Below are 17,642 nucleotides of genomic sequence, written 5' to 3'. Positions count from 1 at the left end.
CGTCTACCCGGAAATCCGCTCCATCAGGCCTGCCCTCGCCGTCGGCCAATCGTCGTCGGTCATCGCGTACTGCGCGGTCGTGCGCCACCCGTCCCCGAAGCGTCGGTGTTTGCGGAGCAGCCCTTCGAAGGTCGCACCCAGCTTGGCGATCGCGGCCCGCGACTGGGCGTTGTGCTCATGTGTGTGCCACACCAGCCGCACCGCGCCGCAGTCCTCGAAGGCGTGCCGCATCAGCAGGAACTTGGCCGTCGGGTTGATCGTCGTGCCCTGTACATCTTCGGCATAGAAGGTGTAGCCGATCGTGGCCGCCAGGTTGTACGGGTCGATCTCGTAGTAGCTCGTCGAACCGACCAGACGCCCGTCGGTGTTGTCGATGACGGCGTAGGCCACCCGATACGACGGGTCGGCGCGTGCGGTGTCGAGCCATCGCCTACTCGACTCGAGATCCGACGGCACGCCCGCCCAGCGGAACCGGCCCGGGTCGCCGACAACCCGGGCCAGTGCGTCAGCATCGTCGGACACCAACGGGCGCAGCGTGACCCGACCCAGCGACAGCGGTTCCGTGCCCAGCCAGGCGCTCACGATGTCGTGACCAGGTCGGGTTCGGTCGGCCGGACCCGGCGACCGAAGGACGCCAGCGGTTCACGTAGCGGCGCCCGGACAAACGCGACGATCAGGTAGGCCAGCACCACCGCGTGCACCCACACTCCCACGTTGACGCCGGTGATCACCCACCACTTCATCGGCGAACCGGACGTGTAGATCCCGAACAGCCGGAAGATGGTGGTGTCGAGGATGAAGTCGGCGATCAGATACGCGGCGATCACCGGCCACCGCACCTGAAGCAACACGAAGAACGGCAGAATCCACAACGTGTACTGGGGCGAGTGCACCTTGTGGAACAGCATGAATCCGGCCAGCATCGATGCCGACACCCCGATCCAGGGGTAGACGCCGTCGCGCTGATACACCCGCCAGCCCAGGAACACCGCCAGCGCGAAGGCGGCGACGATCAGCATCGGCGACAAGAGTCCGACCAGTGTGTTGTAGGTGTCGTTCTGGCCGCCGGTGAAGTGACGCAGACCCCAGTACCAGATGGAGTTGGTGTCGACGTCGGCCTTGCGTTGGCCCTGGAACGACAGGGCCGCCCGCCAGCCCTCGAAACCGAGGACCATGAACGGCAACTGGATCGCGATCACGGTCAGGGTCGCGGCCACCGCCACCCAGGCCGCTCCCGCCCAATCGAGTGTCCGGCGCAGCGGGGCCGCGCCGTCGGGTCCGGCCGCGGTGCCGTAGGTGAGGACATAGATGGCCAGCGGCAGCACGAAGAAGCCGGGATAGAGCTTCAGACAGAAGCCGATGCCCAGCAGGATCGCCGCCAGGATCGCCGCGGTTCGCACCGACAGGCGACGTTCCCCGGTCCGCGGACTGATCGTCGATCCCCACGCCATCACCGCCACCGCGCCGACCGCGGTCGCGACCACCGGCAGCTCCCAGTTGTGGAAGGCGTAGAGCACCAGGGGCGGGGTGGCCGCCCACAGCAGCACCCACCAGCGGGTCATCAACGCCAACATCACGGTGATCGCCAGCCCGAACGGCACCAGTAGCCACACCGAATGCTGGAAGAACTCGGTGTCGGTGTGCGCGCCGATCGCGCCCAGCCACATCAGCATCCCCGACAGCACCGGGTATTCGACGACGCCGCCGAACAGCTTGCCGTCCGGGGTGATGCCACCGTGGATGAACGGGAACACATGATTGTTGATGTCTCGGCCGATCCACAGGTACATCAGGTCGGAGTAGCAGGGGATCACCGCATCCGGGTCACCGACCGGCCAGTGCGAGCTGCGGCCCTCGTCGAGGAACGGGGCGCCGCCGCATTTGATCTTGACCTGATAGCTCCACCACATCGTCAGACAGGTGGCCAACAGGGAGACGACGAGGATGAGCGCCATCCGGCCGCGCCCGGCCAGCAACGCGTGACCGAAGCGCGCCGGCGCGGCGGGGGATGCGGACATGGCCTACAGGCTAAGTGGCACCCGGCGCCCGACACCGGTCGGGCCTGGACACACGTGGCGCTCGTCGCCATCCGGCGGCCGGCGGTGCCGCATGACGCTGACTGAAATCAGCTCCCTGAGACTCGTCCGAGGGGATATCCCCTCGGACGACGCTCACGGAGCTGATTTCAGGAGGCCTTGGCGTCCGTTGGGGTTTCCCGTGCTCATGACGACCCGGTGAGCACCACGGAACCCAGGATTTCGGCGACGTGCAGCGCCAGCTCGGTGTCCAGGCGGTGTTCGGACAGCGGCCGGCCCAATTCGTCGGTGGCACGCCCGAGGCGATACTTCACCGTGTTGCGGTGCATATTCAGTTTCTCGGCGGTGGTCACGTAGCTGTTGCCAGAAGCCAGGAACGTGCGCACGGTCTCCCGCAGACGCGCGGCCGCGTCGGTATCGAGCGACAGCGGGCCGAGGACGTCGTGCACCCACCGTCGGGTGGCGTCGAGGTCTCGGGCCAGAACCGCCACCACCGCCATCCCTTCCACGTTGTGCCCGACGACGCTCATCGCCGGGTTGGTGGACACGATGGCCACATGTTTGATGGCCTCGGCCTGATCGTGGCTGCTACGGAACCCGTCGGTGCCCGACGCGGGGGCGCCGAAAGCCACCCGCAGACCGGGCACTGCGGCGGTGACGGAGCGCAGCACCGCGTCATTCGTCGGGTCCACATCTGCGGGGGAACCGAACCAGACCCACGCCGTGCTGCGGTCCACGACGGTGAACAACGGCGGTCGCACACACCCCAGACGGCCGGCCATCTCTCGTGCCGTCGTCTCCAGCAATCCGGTGTCGTCGCTACCCGGGTTGGCGCGATCGATCCACAATGTCGCCGCAAGATGAAGTGGTTGCAGCGAGTAACCCGTTCGCAGTGCGAACTCGCCGGCCGTCAGGTCCTCGCCGCGCAGCACCTTGCCCACCATCGCCGACACCACGGTGGCGTTCTGCTCGACCGAGAACCGTCGGCCCTCTTCGTGGATCTCCAGCACCACCCCGGTGATCCAGTCCACGTACTTGTGCATCCACCCCGACAGGTGATGCAACACATGCAGTTGCATCTCCGGCGGACAGTCGAGTCCGCGGACCTCCTCGAACATGAACGCGAGCAGATCGTCGGACCCGAAGTGGTAGGCGCGCCGCAACGACGACGCCGGGATGCCGCGCTGCCCCAGCCGGTCGGCGTACTCGGTGGCCGCGGTGATGGGCTGCACGTGGTCGAGCGGGATGTCGTTGCGGATCATCTGCAGGATCGTGGTGATGTTGCCTTCTACGCTGGCGTGCAGCATGTCGAGCAGATCCGGTTCGGTGAGTTCGTCCATGCCGGCCTCGATGGCCGCATTCATCGACGCGTTGATCTCGGCGAAGCGCGCCTGCAAACGGTCGCCCACCACGGCGACCAGACGATGCACTTCGGCCGCCTCCGGTGCATTCGGCGAGACAAGACGACGCTGAAGCGACCCGCTGCTCATCGCGGCCGCTTCAGGTCGGCGGCCATCGGCTCGCTCGGCCGGTCCAGTGCGTCGAGCAAACCTCGATGTCGCAGCGCGGATCGGGCCGCATGCCATCCGCACATCCCATGGGCGCCCGCACCGGGCGGGGTGGCGGCCGAGCACAGATATACGCCTTCCACGCCCGTCGCGTACGGGTTCGCCGCGACCCGCGGCCGGAAGATCAGCTGTGTGGGGGTGTTCGCGCCGGTGATGATGTCGCCGGCGACGTAGTTCGCGTTGTCGGCGGTGATGTCGGCGGTCGCGCGGATATGGGTGGCCACGATCCGCTCGCGAAAGCCAGGTGCGAACCGTTCGATCTGGTCGATGATCTGATGCCGCGCATCACCGCGGAACCCGGCGGGTACATGGGCGTATACGTCGACCGGATGGATGTCGCCCACCGACCGGTCGCGATCGGCGAGATACTGCTGGCCGACGAGGAGGAACGGCTCGTCCGGCATGCGCCCATGCCACACCTCGCGTTCGGCGGTCACCACGGCGGCGGCGTCGCCGACCGCATGTACGGTGCCGGCCTGCCGCGCCGGCGCGAACGACCACGGCACGCCGTCGCGCACCGCGAATGCCACCTGGAAGGCCGCCGGGCCATGCCGATACCGGCGGTAGGCCCGGGCGATGCGCGGTGGTTGCCGCGCCCCGAGGATCGCCGCGGCGGCACGGGGAGCGGTGTCGAGCAGGACGATGTCGGGATCGCCGAGGTCGTCGAGGCTCGAGACCGTCACCCCGGTCTCGACCCGCCCGCCCAGCGATGTCAACAGCGACATCATCGAAGCCCCGATGGCCTGTGACCCACCCACCGCGACGGGCCAGCCGAAGCGATGCGCGGCGGTGCCCAACGCGGCCCCGATCGCCGACGACAGCGGCGTCGACAAGGGATGAAACGCGTGCGCTGCCACCCCCGCCCACAATGCGGCCGCTTCATCGGTGGAGAACAGGCGGCCCACCCAGGTCGCTGGGGGAGCGGCGAGGACACCGAACCGACCCAGCGCGATGGGATGGCGCGGCAGATGCAGCATCGGCTGCAGGAATTCGGTGGCGATCGCGTCGAACCGATCGGTGAGCGGGCCGAACACGCGCGCGTATCGGTCGCCGTCGACGCCGAGGCCCTGCGCCGTCGTCGTCACCGATCGGTGGACGGCAGCCCCGCGCCCGCCATCGAGCGGATGCGCGTACTGCACCGGCGGTAGTGCCCAACGTAATCCGTGAGCAGCGAGATCGAATCGCCGGGTGAACGGGTTGTCGGTGGCCAGCGGATGAAAGCCCGAACACTCGTCGTGCAGCAGTCCAGGCACCGTGACCTGACCGGATCGGGTGCCACCGCCGGGCGTCTGCGCCGCCTCGAGGACGGTGACCGAGACGCCGGCGGCGGCCAGCGTGATGGCGGCAGCGAGCCCGTTCGGCCCGCTACCGACCACGACGCCCTGTGTCATGCACCCACCTTAGGCTCGGCGGAGACCTCGATGTCGGCGGTCGTGGCAGCCCCGGCGGTCACATATGCGGAGCCGTCCGACGGTGCCACATAGCCGGGCCGGGTCCAGGTGATCGTGTGCTTGATCGGACCGTTCGGCAGCCACGGCAGTTCCTCGGTGGCGTCCTTGACCACATACGTGCCGCGTTCCACCACGCCGAGCGCTGCGTCGATGACCTTGTATGCCACGTAGTTCTTGTGGATCGGCTGCGATTCGGTCCAGGTGACGATCAGCTCGCCGGGAGCGAAGTTGCAGCGGCGCTGGACCGCGGCGATGGTGCGCTCATTGTGCAGATGGGCGTCGCCGAACTGCCAGCCGATCAGCGTGGTGCACACGAACTCACCCTCGCGGACGACGTAATTGTCGAGGTCGTCGGTGTGGCGCATCAGCAGCGAGATCAATGCACGACCCATCGAGTGCATCGTCCGCCACGCGACGGCCTTCTGCATGAAGATCTCGCCGACCTCCGAGCCGTAGGCCGCGGTGAGTTGATCGATCTGGTTGGCGTTGGACTTGGTCAGATAGGTGTTCAGCTTCTCCTCTGCGTGGCGGCCGCGGAACGCCCAGACCGCCGAGGCCCAGTTGCCGGCGTACTGCCGCATCGACGGCAGGAACGACACCAGGTCGGGTCGGAGGTTGCCCAGGACCGGGAACGTCGCCGCCGCGACGATGGCGAAGATCAACCAGCCGGTGCTCATGTCGGTCACCGCCCAGCCCTCACCGGCCGGGTGCAGCCAGAACAGGAACCAGGCCGAGAACATGAAGAACACATTCCATTCCAGCGGCACCGCGAGCGGGAACGTCGAGATGATGAAGAAGTGGAAACCGAGCATGCCGATCAGCGCGGCCAGGGTCAGCCACTTGTTCGTCGAGAACAGCAGGATCAACGGTAACGCCAGTTCGACGACGGTGCCCAAGCCGTGCCCGATCGAGCCACTCAGGTGTGAGGGCCGCAGATCGCGCGGGAAGTCGCGGTAGAGCTTGCGCTTGAGGCGGGTCGAGGTGATCCACGGCGTGTTGGACACCATCGCGGCGATGACGGGGCTGAAGTGGCGGCCCAGTTTCGAGATGCCGGCGCCGAACCAGCTGGCGAACATGAAGATCTTGGCTGCGACGATCATGTCGACCACCGAGCCGGCCGCGGCGAAGACGAACAGTGCCGCCAGATACTGCTCGGAACGGGCGGCGAGGAAGACCGTCTTGTCGCGCAAGCCCATCGCGACGATGAGGCCGATGTAACTGAACATCGCCCACTGCGGTGGCAGGCCGGCCTCACTGCCCGGGACCCGCGCGGTTTCGGTGCCGGGGAAGACCACCAGGAACACCAGATTCGCCAGGATCAGCGCGTAGATCGCGATATCCCAGTACTGCCGGGTGTCGCCGCGTGTGAAAGGCACCTTGCCCGGCCAGGCCGGCACCCGGATCGTGCCCGGTTTGAGCCAGTACAGGCAACCGCCGATGAACGGCGAGAACTTGAACGCCAGCGGACCCGACGAAGAGGCCAGACCGAGTACCTCGAACAGCACCGTCCAGGCCATCAGCTTGATGTAGACGATCGGCTCGGTCCACCAGGACGTGAACTCGGCGAACCCGCCCAACCCGGGTGTCGTCAGCCCCACCAGCGCGACGCCGACGATGGCGTAGAAGGCCATCTTGTAGATATAGAGCATGTTGAGCTGTTTCGGGCCGCCGAAGCCGTGTTCGGCCCAGTGCACGGCTAACAGCTTCATCCGCGCCATGAACGGCATCGAGCCGAACTCGGCCGGGTCCACCGGCGGCATCTCGGCTGTCTTGAATCCCATGGGGAGTCCTTTCCTGTCAGGTGTTTTCGGGTAGGGGGTATCGCCGCACGACGAGGTGTTCGTGTGTGCGGTCTTCGGTGGTTGAGGCCGGCGGCCGTGGGTGACGACCGTCGACCGGGCTCAGACGGCCATGAGTCGTGCTCGCAGCGTGGGTTTGTCGATCTTGCCCACCGGGTTCTTGGGCAAGGCCGGCAGCACGGTGATCTCGGCGGGCACTTTCACGCGCGTCAGATGATCGGCGCAGTGCGCGCGCAGCTCGTCGGCCGAGACGTCGGCGTCCGGATAGCCCACCACGTAGGCGACCGGAACCTCGCCGAGCAGGGTGTCGGGTCGGCCGACGACGGCCACCTCGAGTACGCCTGGTGCGCTGGCGAGGGCCGACTCGATCTCTTTGGGATAGAGGTTCTCCCCGCCCCGGATGATCATGTCCTTGATGCGGTCCACGACCTGTAGGTAGCCGTCGGCGTCGAGGATGCCGACGTCGCCGGTGTGCAGCCATCCGTCGACGATCGCGGCGGCGGTGGCCTCCGGGTTATTGAGGTAGCCGGCCATCACCGTAGGCCCGCCGATCAGCACCTCACCGCGTTCACCCGCTGGTACGTCGTTGCCGTCGGGGTCGACGATGCGGATCTGCTGACCGGCGATGGCCGGGCCGACGGTGCCGAGTTTGCGGATCCCGTCGACCGGGTTGCACGCCGACGCGCAGGTGCCCTCGGTGAGGCCGTACCCCTCGACCATGGTGAAGCCGAACCGATCCGACACCGCAGCCAGCAGCTCCTCGGACACCGGCGCGGCACCGCAGACCGCGAAACGTACCGACGACGTGTCCGGCTCGACGTCGGCCGGTGTTGCGGCGAGCAACGCGAAGATGGTTGGTACCGCGGAAAAGTAGGTGGGCCGCACCCGGGACAGGTCGTCGAAGAACCGGCTTGCCGAGAACGAGCCGACGATGGTGACGTGCCCGCCGGCGCGCAGTGGCGCGAACGTGGAGACCATCAGCGCGTTCACGTGGAACAGCGGTAGGATCAGCATGCAGTGGTCGGCCGGGGTGAGGCCGAAATGGTCGACCATCATCGACGTCATCGCGTCTACGTTGGCGTGGGTGAGCATCGCACCCTTCGGCCGGCCGGTCGACCCGCTGGTGTAGATCACCAGCGCCAGGTCGTCGGGTCCGGGTTCGCGCGGCGGGACGTCGACGGTGATCTCGGTGGCGAGGTCGTCGACGCCTATCGCGGTCGCATCGGGGTGCGGAGAGTGCCCGTCGACGGTGACGACGACGCGGGCACGTGAATCGTCCAATTGCCGCGACGCCTCCGCGGCGGTGAACGCCGGGTTGATCGGGGTGGCCGCAGCGCCGATCCGCCAAGCCGCGGCGACCACGATCACCAGTTCGGCGCGGTTGGGCAACATGACCGCAACGACGTCGCCCACCCCGACCCCGGTATCTCGCAGCTGCTGTGCGACCGCCGCGGCGCGGTCGTCAAACTCGCTGTGCGTCAGGCTTATCCGGTCGTCGGACACCGCCGGTGCCGAACCCGATCGACCGGCGAGCCGCCACGGCAGATAGTCGAAAGCTGTCATCACTCACCTTCACGCGGTCTGGAATATGTGATGAATGACGCTAATCGGCGCACTGTGATCCAAACCACGTCCTGCCGGAACGAAGTCTGAGTCAGCCGTTGTCACAAACGCACAAAGCGCCCGAGGGCTCTCGCGAAGTTCGTGATCGCGCATCGATTTCGCTGGTCAGGGGTGCGTCGTGTATCTTGGAGCGGTTGCCGACGCAGGCGACCCTCCTGCCACGGACAGTCCGTGGCCGACCAAGCCCATAGGAGGTGATGTGGTCTTATGCGTCACTACGAATTGATGGTCATTCTCGATCCGAATCTGGACGAGCGCACCGTCGCACCCTCACTGGATACTTTCCTCAACGTTGTCCGCACGGATGGCGGCAAGGTGGATGGTGTCGACATCTGGGGCAAGCGCCGTCTCGCCTACGAGATCGCCAAGCACAACGAGGGCATCTACGCGGTCATCGACCTCAACGCGGAGCCCAAGACGGTCACCGAGCTCGACCGCCAGCTCAAGCTGAACGAGTCGGTGCTGCGCACCAAGGTCCTGCGGAAGTAATCCACAGTTCCTCGATCGACACCAATGCAGTCGGTGCCGGGCTCTAGGGTTGAACCCAACATCCCGGTACGCGTCGATCAACGAGTGCCCAACCACGACCCAAGGGGAGACACATGGCAGGCGACACCGTCATCACCGTCGTAGGTAACCTGACCGCCGATCCGGAACTGCGGTTCACGCCGTCGGGCGCCGCGGTGGCCAATTTCACGGTGGCCTCCACGCCGCGGACCTTCGATCGTCAGACCAATGAGTGGAAGGACGGCGAAGCGCTGTTCCTCCGCTGCAACATCTGGCGTGACGCCGCGGAGAACGTGACGGAAAGCCTGTCCAAGGGAACCCGGGTCGTTGTGCAGGGCCGCCTCAAGCAGCGGTCGTTCGAAACCCGTGAGGGTGAGAAGCGCACTGTGGTGGAACTCGAGGTCGACGAGATCGGTCCCTCGCTGAAATACGCCACCGCGAAGGTCAACAAGGCCTCGCGTGGCGGCGGAGGCGGCGGATTCTCCTCCGGCGGCGGCGGTAGCCGCGGCGGCGGAGGAGGTCAGCAGGTTGCCGACGATCCTTGGGGCAGCGCCCCCGCGAGCAGCGGATCGTTCGGTGGCGGGGACGACGAACCACCTTTCTAGAAACACACTGGAGTACCAATGGCAAAGGCAAAGAGCAGCCGGAAGCCTCGCGTCGAGAAGGTCACCAAGACCAAGGCGTGCAGCTTCTGCAAAGACAAGAAGGCCGTCATCGACTACAAGGACACTGCGCTGCTGCGCCGTTTCCTGTCCGATCGCGGCAAGATCCGGTCGCGTCGCGTGACCGGCAACTGCGTGCAGCACCAGCGCGATGTCGCTGTGGCCGTGAAGAACTCGCGTGAGGTGGCGCTGCTGCCGTTCACCTCGACCGGACGCTGAGCGGGAAAGGGACTGATATGAAACTCATCCTGACCGCCGCCGTGGAGAACCTCGGCGAGGCCGGCGACTCCGTCGAGGTCAAAGACGGCTACGGCCGCAACTACCTGCTGCCCCGCGGCCTGGCCATCAAGGCCACCCGTGGTGCGGAGAAGCAGGTCGAGGACATCCGTCGCGTGCAGGCTGCCCGCGAGGTCCGTGGACTCGAGCACGCCAACGAGCTGAAGCAGGCCATCGAGGCCCTCGCCGACGTCTCGCTGGGTGTCAGGACCCACGACTCGGGCAAGCTTTTCGGCTCGGTGACCGCCGCCGACGTCGCCGGTGCGATCCGCTCGGCCGGTGGGCCGGCCGTCGACAAGCGCAACGTGGAGCTGCCGAAGGGCCATATCAAGGCCACCGGCAACTACCCGGTCGTGGTGAACCTGCACCCGGACGTGCGGGCGACCGTCGAGCTCGCGGTCGTCGCAGGCTGACCCGACCTCTGGTCGTTCAACGATGCCGGCCGGTCCCTCTGGGGGCCGGCCGGCATCGTTGCGTCGGGGCGCTGCACGGGCGCGGCGTCACACGCCGGCGTCGCCCGCTTCGGCCACCGGGGCATCGACATCCACGAGTTGGCGCGCCACATCGCGCAGTGGCCGATTCGACTCCTGTGACAGCTTTTTGAGCAGCCCGAAGGCGTGGTCGGCGCTGCAGCGATAACGCTCCATGATGATGCCCTTCGCCTGGCCGATGATGTCGCGGGTCGCCAAGGCAATGGCGAATTGTTCTTTGCGGCGCAGCGCATCCCACGCCAGCGACGCATGCGTGGCGTAGGCGTGGCCGACGTCGAAGGCGTCCTCGTCGAAGGCGTGTGGGTTGTCGGCGCACACCGTCAGCGCGCCAAGCGTGTGCGTCGAACCGGCGAGCGGGAACTTCAGCAGCGAACGGATCGGGGTGCGCTCGAGGGCCAGCCGGCAGTAGGTGGGCCAGCGCGTCTCCTGCGCCAGATCGTCTATCCGGATCGGCTCCTTGTCCGCGACGAGCTGCAGGTAGGGGCCTTCGTGCACGCTGTGCTGGATGTCGTCGAGGATCGCCGGATTGCAGTGGGTGGATGCAGGCGTGTCCACGATGTTCTTCTCGGTGGTCACGGTGACCGCCGCGTACTGTGCGCCCGGGATCAACCCGGCCGCACCGACGGCAAGGTCGTCGAGGGCCAGCGATACGTCGGTCTCGGCATGGCGTTGCACCCGTTCCATCAGATCGGCGATCTGACGCTGGAGTCGAGCGCTGTCGACTCTGTCGAATTTCAAGGCGGAGGACCTCTCACCGGCTCAAGACCCGGCCAGCAACGATCACACGGCGGTGCCGGGTCGCTGCTTGTTCAACGTGAGAAGAACTTTACCCACCCCGAAAAATTGCCGCTCTCGGTGTCGCCCATATTCTTCCGTGCCCGGTTATCGGACCTGGTCGATCTCGATACGCCACTCACTCTGTTCGCGGCTACTCGATCCAAGGATCTCGATACGCCACTCACTCCGTTCGCGGCTACTCGATCCAAGGATCTCGAAGCGCCACTCACTCCGTTCGCAGCTACTCGATCCAGGGAGTAGTCCGAGCGTCGAGTCCCAACTGCTGGTCGATCTCGATACGCCACTCACTCCGTTCGCGGCTACTCGATCCAAGGAGTAGTCCGAGCCGCTAGGCGAGGACGTATCGAGACCAGCGCCACCACCACGACGAAGATCCCACCTGCGTAGTCGGCAGACCGATGACGCCCCCACCCGTCAAACTCGCGTAGCGCAGTACGCGTGGCACACCCGCAACCCCGCCGTAGCGTCATTCCCACGAGTTCGCCATATCCGGGGGGACCGGATGGGCGCAACGAGGCGAACGTCCACAGGGCTCGTGCGACAACACATCACAGCCATGCAGGAGACGTTCGCCATGCTCATCACCATCATCATTGTCGGCGCCATCGTCGCCGTGCTCGTCTACTTCTTTCAGCCGTCGATCGATTTCGCACGCCACGAGCAACGCCAGGTCATCGCGGCCCGAGAACGGACCCAACGCAGGGTCGAACGCCGCGAGCGGAGGGTTGCTGCCGCTGCCGCTCGCGCGAGCGCACCTCCGTCACGCAGTCAGGCGCATCGACGCTCGCATGCTTGGGTGTTCGATTTCGCCACACAACTCCGGTCCTTCATCTGACCGTGGACCCCGGGAACCGTCAGCGCGGCGGGACCGGGGACGCCGGCAACTGATTCCAGTACTGCAGTCGCGGCGGCAGATAGCGCGGCGCCGGATTCGGGCTGTGCGCGGTGTCGCCACTGGGGAAGAAGAATTTGTGCCAGCCCGGGGTGAAGATCAGCGCCCGCGAGCCGGTTCGGCAGGCCACGACATCGGCTCGAGGCGCGGTGCAGGTGACGCCGTAGAGGGTGACTCTTCTGCCCACCGACAACGTCGGCGGCACGAAACCCGACGGTGCACCGAAGCGATACGTGGTGGCCGGCGGCACCCACCACGGACCCTGCTGATCACCGGAGATCGCCGCGCCTCGGATCCCCGCCGGCGCCGTCGCCGGATGCCCCTGACAACCCGCGTAGCGGTAGCCAGGACCGATCTGACACATCCAGCGTCCGACCCGCAAGAATCCGCGACCGTTGTCGACGTAGGCCAGGGAGCGGTACTGCTCGGGATTGACCGGCTGATATCGCGCCAGATCGAACTCGACCGGCAGTGTCGGGCCGGGAGGGACGGCCGACGAACTCGGCGCGGGACCCGTCAGCGCGGTCACCACGGCGACGCCGAACGCGGCGATGATCGTGGCCACGGTGCGCCGCGGTCGGTGTGTGCGCAATTGGCGCAGAAGTCGTTGCCTCCCCACGCCGACCATTCCAGCACACGTGCGAGGTGCGCGGGCCCGGTCGTAGCGATTCTGTGGACAGTCGACCCACTCGGGCCTGATACCTGGCGAACGCATTGACCAGGTGTTACCCGGGTCACACCCGATGTTTACCGAGTTGTTGGCAACGCGTGGTTGATCCTTGAACGCAACACGCCGATTCCGTCGCTCCGCGTGACACGCCGAGGGAATTTTCCACGCTCACTGTGGATGAAGCATTGTGCCCGTGACCTGCGACGATATTTGTCCACAGGAAGTGTTTCCCCATGTTGTGCACAGGGGGTTAACAACACTTCCGATCGCGTCCACAGTCCGTCCACAGTTTGCTGACAGTGTTGTGCACAAGTGCGTTTGAGCGGGCGCGGATCGGGGATCTAATGTGCTCCGTCAGTGCTTCTGCGTGAGCGCTCGGGGTCCGTCGGGGAAACCTGTCGGTGCCACCGGGTATCACGGAGGCAAGCACGACCGACGTCGGCGGCACACGCCGCAGACGCCACAGAGTCGGACCCACTCGAGGTCGAGTGGTGCAAGTACTGCGAGAGGTTTGACACGGGTGGCAGTAGTCGATGACCGCGGGCATGAACCGGGCCATTTGGAGCCGGTGTCCGGTGGGCGAGCTGGCCGTCGGAACGACGACGTTCCCGCGGAGGACTTCGGGCGGCAACCGCCCCAAGACATGGCGGCCGAGCAGTCGGTGCTCGGCGGCATGCTGCTATCCAAGGACGCCATCGCCGACGTGGTCGAGAAACTTCGGTCCGCGGACTTCTACCGACCCGCGCATCAGGCGGTCTACGACGCGATCCTCGAGCTGTACGGCAAGGGGGAGCCGGCCGACGCGGTCACGGTGTCGGCCGAATTGGAGCGCGCCGGTGAACTGCGCCGGGTCGGCGGCGCGCCCTATCTGCACACGTTGATCTCCACCGTGCCGACCGCAGCCAACGCCGGCTATTACGCCGAGATCGTCTCGGAAAAGGCCATTCTGCGTCGTCTGGTGACGGCCGGAACCCGCATCGTGCAGTTCGGCTATGCCGGTGCCGACGGACAGGACGTCGCGGAGGTCGTCGACCGTGCGCAGGCCGAGGTGTACGAGGTGACCGAACGTCGCACCGCCGAGGACTATGTGCCGCTCGAGGAACTGCTGCAACCGACGATGGACGAGATCGACTCCATCGCCTCGCGCGGCGGGATCTCACTCGGCGTGCCGACCGGCTTCGTGGATCTGGACAAGATCACCAACGGTCTGCACCCCGGGCAGATGATCATCGTCGCCGCACGACCTGGTGTGGGCAAGGCGCTCGCACTCGACACGCCGCTGCCCACCCCCACCGGCTGGACAACCATGGGTACCGTCGGCGTCGGCGATCAACTGCTCGACGCCCGGGGCCGACCGACGCGGGTGGTTGCCGCGACCGACGTGATGACCGAACGACCCTGTTACGAGGTCGAATTCAACGACGGCACCATGCTCGTCGCCGACGAAGAGCACCAGTGGGTGGCCGACATCGACGGCAAACGCCAGACCGTCACCACCGGCACCCTGCGGGCCCACGTCGGGTGCGCGGTGGTCCGCAACACCGAGCCATTGGATCTGCCGCGTAAGCGCTTCGCCTACGGGCCCTATACCGTCGCCGCGCTGGCGGGGATGGCCTTCGACGATCCCGAGATCAGCATGCGGATCGACGCCGAGGGCCCCGTCGACGTGATGACATTGATGGCCGATCTCGGCGGGCGCATCCCGTTTGAGTATCTGCGGGGGTCGATCGCGCAGCGTCGGGCACTGCTCGCGGGGTTGCTCGACGCGCGTGCCACGGTCGACGACGACGGTTGGATCACGGTGCCGGCCGCCACGCGGCACATGACTGCCGTCGTCGCCGACCTGGTGGCGGGTTTGGGGTACAGCTACAAGCGCTCGGCCACCGGCTGGCTGCGTGTGGACGCCGACGACGATGTGTTCACCGTGCACCACAAGGCAATTCGGCACAAGGAGCTCCGCCGACGCGCCGGGGTGCGCAGGCTGGTCGACGTGCGGCCCATCGACTCGGTGCCGGTGCGCTGCGTCGAGGTGGACAACGACGACCACATGTACCTCGCCGGCGAGGCGATGGTGCCCACCCACAACTCGACCCTGGCGATGGACTTCCTGCGGTCGTGCTCAATCCATCACGGGCTGACCAGCGCCATGTTCTCGCTGGAGATGAGCAAGACCGAGATCGTGATGCGTCTGCTGTCGGCGGAGGCGAAGGTCAAACTCGGTGACATGCGTGGCGGTTCGATGACCGACGACGACTGGACCCGCCTCGCCCGCCGCATGGGCGAGATATCCGAGGCGCCGCTGTTCATCGACGACTCGCCCAACCTGACGATGATGGAGATCCGCGCCAAGGCGCGACGCTTGAAACAGCGCCAAGACCTTCGCCTCGTCGTCGTCGACTACATGCAGCTGATGACCTCGGGTAAGAAGGTCGAGTCCCGCCAGCAAGAGGTCTCCGAGTTCTCCCGCCAATTGAAGCTGCTCGCAAAGGAACTCGAGGTTCCCGTGGTCGCGATCAGTCAGCTCAACCGCGGTCCCGAACAGCGGACCGACAAGAAGCCGCAGGTCTCTGACCTGCGCGAATCGGGCTCACTCGAGCAGGATGCGGATATGGTGATCCTGCTGCACCGCCCCGACGCCTTCGAGCGCGACGACCCACGCGCCGGTGAGGCCGACATCATCCTGGGTAAGCATCGCAATGGTCCGACGGCGACGATTACCGTTGCGCACCAACTGCATTTGAGCAAGTTCGTGGATATGGCGCGCGGGTAGGGCTTGCTTGCTAGCTGCTGGCCCGACCGGTTGCAGGCACATGTCGTCGTCGACTACCGGCAGCTCAGAAGAGTGAAGGACCACGACAAGACACCTAAGGTCGAGGCGACCGGCTGGTCGGATGAGTTTCGCGAGCGGGCAGCTCGCCGAGCATCGGCCCCTCAGCCCAAGTGGTCTGCATGCAGTCGGCTTGACCCGGCGGTGGCGCGGAGTCTGCAGAAGTTCCAGGTGGGCGAGAGTGGCGACGGACGGCACCTGATCGAGAATGCCCGAGCCACTGGTGACCCGGATTGTGCGATCGCGGTCGAACTCTTTGTCGCAGAGGAACAGAATCACGCGCGAATGCTGGCGCACTTGCTGAACGCGGGTGGTGTCGGGACGAAGCGCTCACACTGGTCGGACACCGTCTTCGTACACCTGCGTAGATTGATGGGCCTACGACTCGAGCTGATGGTGCTCACCATCGCCGAAGTCGTTGCGCTTCGCTACTACCGCGCTCTGGCCGACGGCGGTCGCGATTCAGTCCTGATCGACGTCGCCGAACGGATACTCGACGACGAACGCCATCACGTCCCCTTCCAGGGTCGCCGTCTCCGCATCGGCTTCCACGCCACACCGGCGCCGGCCCGAAAAGTCATGCGGGAGTTGTGGCGTCTCATGGCGGTGGCAGTCATCGTCGTAGTCGCTGTCGATCACGGTCCGGCGCTGCGGGCATGCGGTGTATCGCGGCGCGAGTTCATGGCCGACACCGTGCTGATTTTCTGCGGCGTCCTGGACACGGTCTTTGTGCCCGATCGTCGGACAAGCTGAACCTCGGGCGGCCCCCAGGATCGACGGCTCGGCGAGGCCTACGCGGCGTTCGGTGTTCCGCGGAACGCGTGTCAAGGCTGACCGGTCCATCATGACTGTGCGGCGTCGCCGCCCGTTACCGTGAGGATGGTCCGGGCGACCAGGTCCGGGTCGTCGATCATCGGGATGTGGCCGACATCGGGTAGCGGCAGCCATGTCGCGCCAGGAAGCCGTTCACGCGCTGTAGAACCATAGGTGGCCGCCGGGATGAGGCGAGCGAACTGTGCCCATGCCAGGGTCACCGGGCAGGGCAGCGGGTCCAGAGGATGTGCCCACTCGTCCGGTCTGTACTCGCCCATGAATGGACAGTCGAGAGAATCGTCGATCATGTCGAGGACCTGCGCGGCGGTCAGCCGGTCTCCGTGAAGTGCAACCGGCCGCAGGCTCCGCCGCCGGACCGAAGCGGATCTCGCCGCGAAACGCGCGGCCGGACGCAAGAGGTGCGTGAGAGCACGAGATACGCGAATGGCGTTCGCTGGTCGTCGGTGGGAGGCGCGGTCCCACCAGAAGCCGGCGGGCGAGAACGCGCACACGCTCGCGGCGCGACCCCTACGAGCCAATTCGATCGCGATCCATCCGCCGAGTGAGTTCCCGGCCAGATGAGGTCGGTCGATGCCGAGGTCATCGAGATCGCGTTCGGCAGCGTCCACCACGTCAGACACTTGCGGTGGATGGCGCTGTATCGCCGGCCCGCCGTGATGGCCAAGGAGAGTCAGGGCATGGACATCGTGATGTGCGGACACGAGTGGGACCACGTCCTGCCAGATGCGGTCCGAGCAGGCCACACCGTGCAGCAACACCAGGTGCGACGACGGTGACACAGAACGAGGATGGCACCGAAGGTCAGCAACCCCCAGTGGTATCTGTCCATCACGAGCATCTCGTGCACGCAGAAGCAGGCGCTGACCAGGCGATTTGCGTTTAACGGCGTATGTGCGTAACTTTTCTCCAGTCAGCGCGCCACGGCGCCGCCCGGGAGGCCGAAAGGTCGAACGGGAGTGGAGACCGGGTTCGAGCTGGCCGCCCCTGAGAGTAGTATCTAGGTCGCTGTGTTGCGGCCTGAATAGCGCCGGGGTCGAACATGAAGCTTGCTGGAGTTCGCCTCACTGTGAGGTGGTGCTGGTGGGTGTGTGTTCTTTGAGAACTCGATAGTGTGTTGATGGATTGTCTGATGCCATTTTTTTGTGGCATTGGTTTTGTGGATGTCCTGCACTCCTCGTGTGTGGGATGTCTGTGGAGTTTTTTGCCAG

16 protein-coding genes are annotated in these 17,642 nt (G+C 66.0%); 7 read left to right on the top strand and 9 right to left on the bottom strand.

Annotated features, from left to right (window positions below; all coding sequences use genetic code 11):
• Window positions 1-3 precede the first annotated feature (3 nt).
• The 6 genes from OSB52_RS23150 to OSB52_RS23125 all read right to left on the bottom strand — a co-directional run bounded on the left by OSB52_RS23150 (window position 4) and on the right by OSB52_RS23125 (window position 8,417).
• A complete protein-coding gene (locus OSB52_RS23150; RefSeq protein ID WP_266063690.1) occupies window positions 4-582 on the bottom strand; it encodes a GNAT family N-acetyltransferase in 579 nt (192 codons plus the stop codon).
• Complete coding sequence (locus tag OSB52_RS23145) at window positions 579-2,018, bottom strand: glycosyltransferase family protein (protein WP_266063689.1); 1,440 nt, start codon at window positions 2,016-2,018, stop codon at window positions 579-581. Before OSB52_RS23145 ends, OSB52_RS23150 begins: the two co-directional genes overlap by 4 nt.
• Window positions 2,019-2,221: 203 nt before the next feature.
• Window positions 2,222-3,526 (bottom strand): PucR family transcriptional regulator, encoded by a 1,305-nt coding sequence (locus OSB52_RS23140; RefSeq protein WP_266063688.1) that lies wholly within the window; start codon window positions 3,524-3,526, stop codon window positions 2,222-2,224.
• Window positions 3,523-4,995 (bottom strand): phytoene desaturase family protein, encoded by a 1,473-nt coding sequence (locus tag OSB52_RS23135; protein WP_266063687.1) that lies wholly within the window; start codon window positions 4,993-4,995, stop codon window positions 3,523-3,525. The genes OSB52_RS23140 and OSB52_RS23135 overlap by 4 nt, the downstream gene beginning before the upstream one ends.
• A complete protein-coding gene (locus tag OSB52_RS23130; protein ID WP_266063686.1) occupies window positions 4,992-6,836 on the bottom strand; it encodes a DUF3556 domain-containing protein in 1,845 nt (614 codons plus the stop codon). Before OSB52_RS23130 ends, OSB52_RS23135 begins: the two co-directional genes overlap by 4 nt.
• A gap of 120 nt (window positions 6,837-6,956) precedes the next feature.
• Window positions 6,957-8,417 carry a class I adenylate-forming enzyme family protein gene (locus OSB52_RS23125; protein WP_266063685.1) on the bottom strand — a complete coding sequence of 487 codons (1,461 nt, stop codon included), beginning with the start codon at window positions 8,415-8,417 and terminating at the stop codon, window positions 6,957-6,959.
• 267 nt (window positions 8,418-8,684) lie between these two features.
• On the opposite strand from OSB52_RS23125, the gene rpsF reads away from it, so the two are divergent.
• The 4 genes from rpsF (at window position 8,685) to rplI (ending at window position 10,335) form a co-directional block, all read left to right on the top strand.
• Window positions 8,685-8,966, top strand: coding sequence for a 30S ribosomal protein S6 (gene rpsF, locus OSB52_RS23120; RefSeq protein ID WP_235723416.1), 282 nt, complete (start codon window positions 8,685-8,687; stop codon window positions 8,964-8,966).
• Window positions 8,967-9,079: 113 nt separating this feature from the next.
• Complete coding sequence (locus OSB52_RS23115) at window positions 9,080-9,589, top strand: single-stranded DNA-binding protein (RefSeq protein ID WP_266063684.1); 510 nt, start codon at window positions 9,080-9,082, stop codon at window positions 9,587-9,589.
• 18 nt (window positions 9,590-9,607) lie between these two features.
• A complete protein-coding gene (gene rpsR, locus OSB52_RS23110) occupies window positions 9,608-9,865 on the top strand; it encodes a 30S ribosomal protein S18 (protein ID WP_160901853.1) in 258 nt (85 codons plus the stop codon).
• A gap of 17 nt (window positions 9,866-9,882) precedes the next feature.
• Window positions 9,883-10,335 (top strand): 50S ribosomal protein L9, encoded by a 453-nt coding sequence (rplI, locus tag OSB52_RS23105; RefSeq protein ID WP_266063683.1) that lies wholly within the window; start codon window positions 9,883-9,885, stop codon window positions 10,333-10,335.
• Window positions 10,336-10,422: 87 nt separating this feature from the next.
• Here the strand turns inward: rplI and OSB52_RS23100 are convergent, their stop codons facing one another.
• Entirely contained in the window at window positions 10,423-11,151 is a 729-nt protein-coding gene (locus OSB52_RS23100) for a GAF and ANTAR domain-containing protein (RefSeq protein WP_266063682.1), read from the bottom strand.
• A 616-nt stretch (window positions 11,152-11,767) separates the two neighbouring features.
• On the opposite strand from OSB52_RS23100, the gene OSB52_RS23095 reads away from it, so the two are divergent.
• Window positions 11,768-12,046, top strand: a complete 279-nt coding sequence (locus OSB52_RS23095; protein WP_266063681.1) for a hypothetical protein — start codon at window positions 11,768-11,770, stop codon at window positions 12,044-12,046.
• 19 nt (window positions 12,047-12,065) lie between these two features.
• Here the strand turns inward: OSB52_RS23095 and OSB52_RS23090 are convergent, their stop codons facing one another.
• Window positions 12,066-12,731: a hypothetical protein gene (locus tag OSB52_RS23090; RefSeq protein WP_266063680.1), complete on the bottom strand. Its 666-nt coding sequence runs from the start codon at window positions 12,729-12,731 to the stop codon at window positions 12,066-12,068.
• A 562-nt stretch (window positions 12,732-13,293) separates the two neighbouring features.
• On the opposite strand from OSB52_RS23090, the gene dnaB reads away from it, so the two are divergent.
• Both dnaB and OSB52_RS23080 read left to right on the top strand, forming a co-directional pair.
• The gene (gene dnaB, locus OSB52_RS23085) at window positions 13,294-15,543 is read left to right on the top strand and encodes a replicative DNA helicase (RefSeq protein ID WP_266063679.1); all 2,250 of its coding nucleotides are present in this window, start codon (window positions 13,294-13,296) and stop codon (window positions 15,541-15,543) included.
• Window positions 15,544-15,744: 201 nt separating this feature from the next.
• Window positions 15,745-16,353 (top strand): ferritin-like domain-containing protein, encoded by a 609-nt coding sequence (locus tag OSB52_RS23080; RefSeq protein WP_266063678.1) that lies wholly within the window; start codon window positions 15,745-15,747, stop codon window positions 16,351-16,353.
• Window positions 16,354-16,442: 89 nt separating this feature from the next.
• Here OSB52_RS23080 and OSB52_RS23075 read toward each other — a convergent pair whose 3' ends face one another.
• The gene (locus OSB52_RS23075) at window positions 16,443-17,147 is read right to left on the bottom strand and encodes an alpha/beta fold hydrolase (RefSeq protein WP_372512470.1); all 705 of its coding nucleotides are present in this window, start codon (window positions 17,145-17,147) and stop codon (window positions 16,443-16,445) included.
• Window positions 17,148-17,642 lie beyond the last annotated feature (495 nt).

Source organism: Gordonia aquimaris (genome assembly GCF_026262595.1).
Classification (GTDB): Bacteria; Actinomycetota; Actinomycetes; order Mycobacteriales; family Mycobacteriaceae; genus Gordonia; species Gordonia tangerina.
Note: the sequence above shows the minus strand (reverse complement) of the source record. Positions and strands in the feature narration are given on the sequence as shown.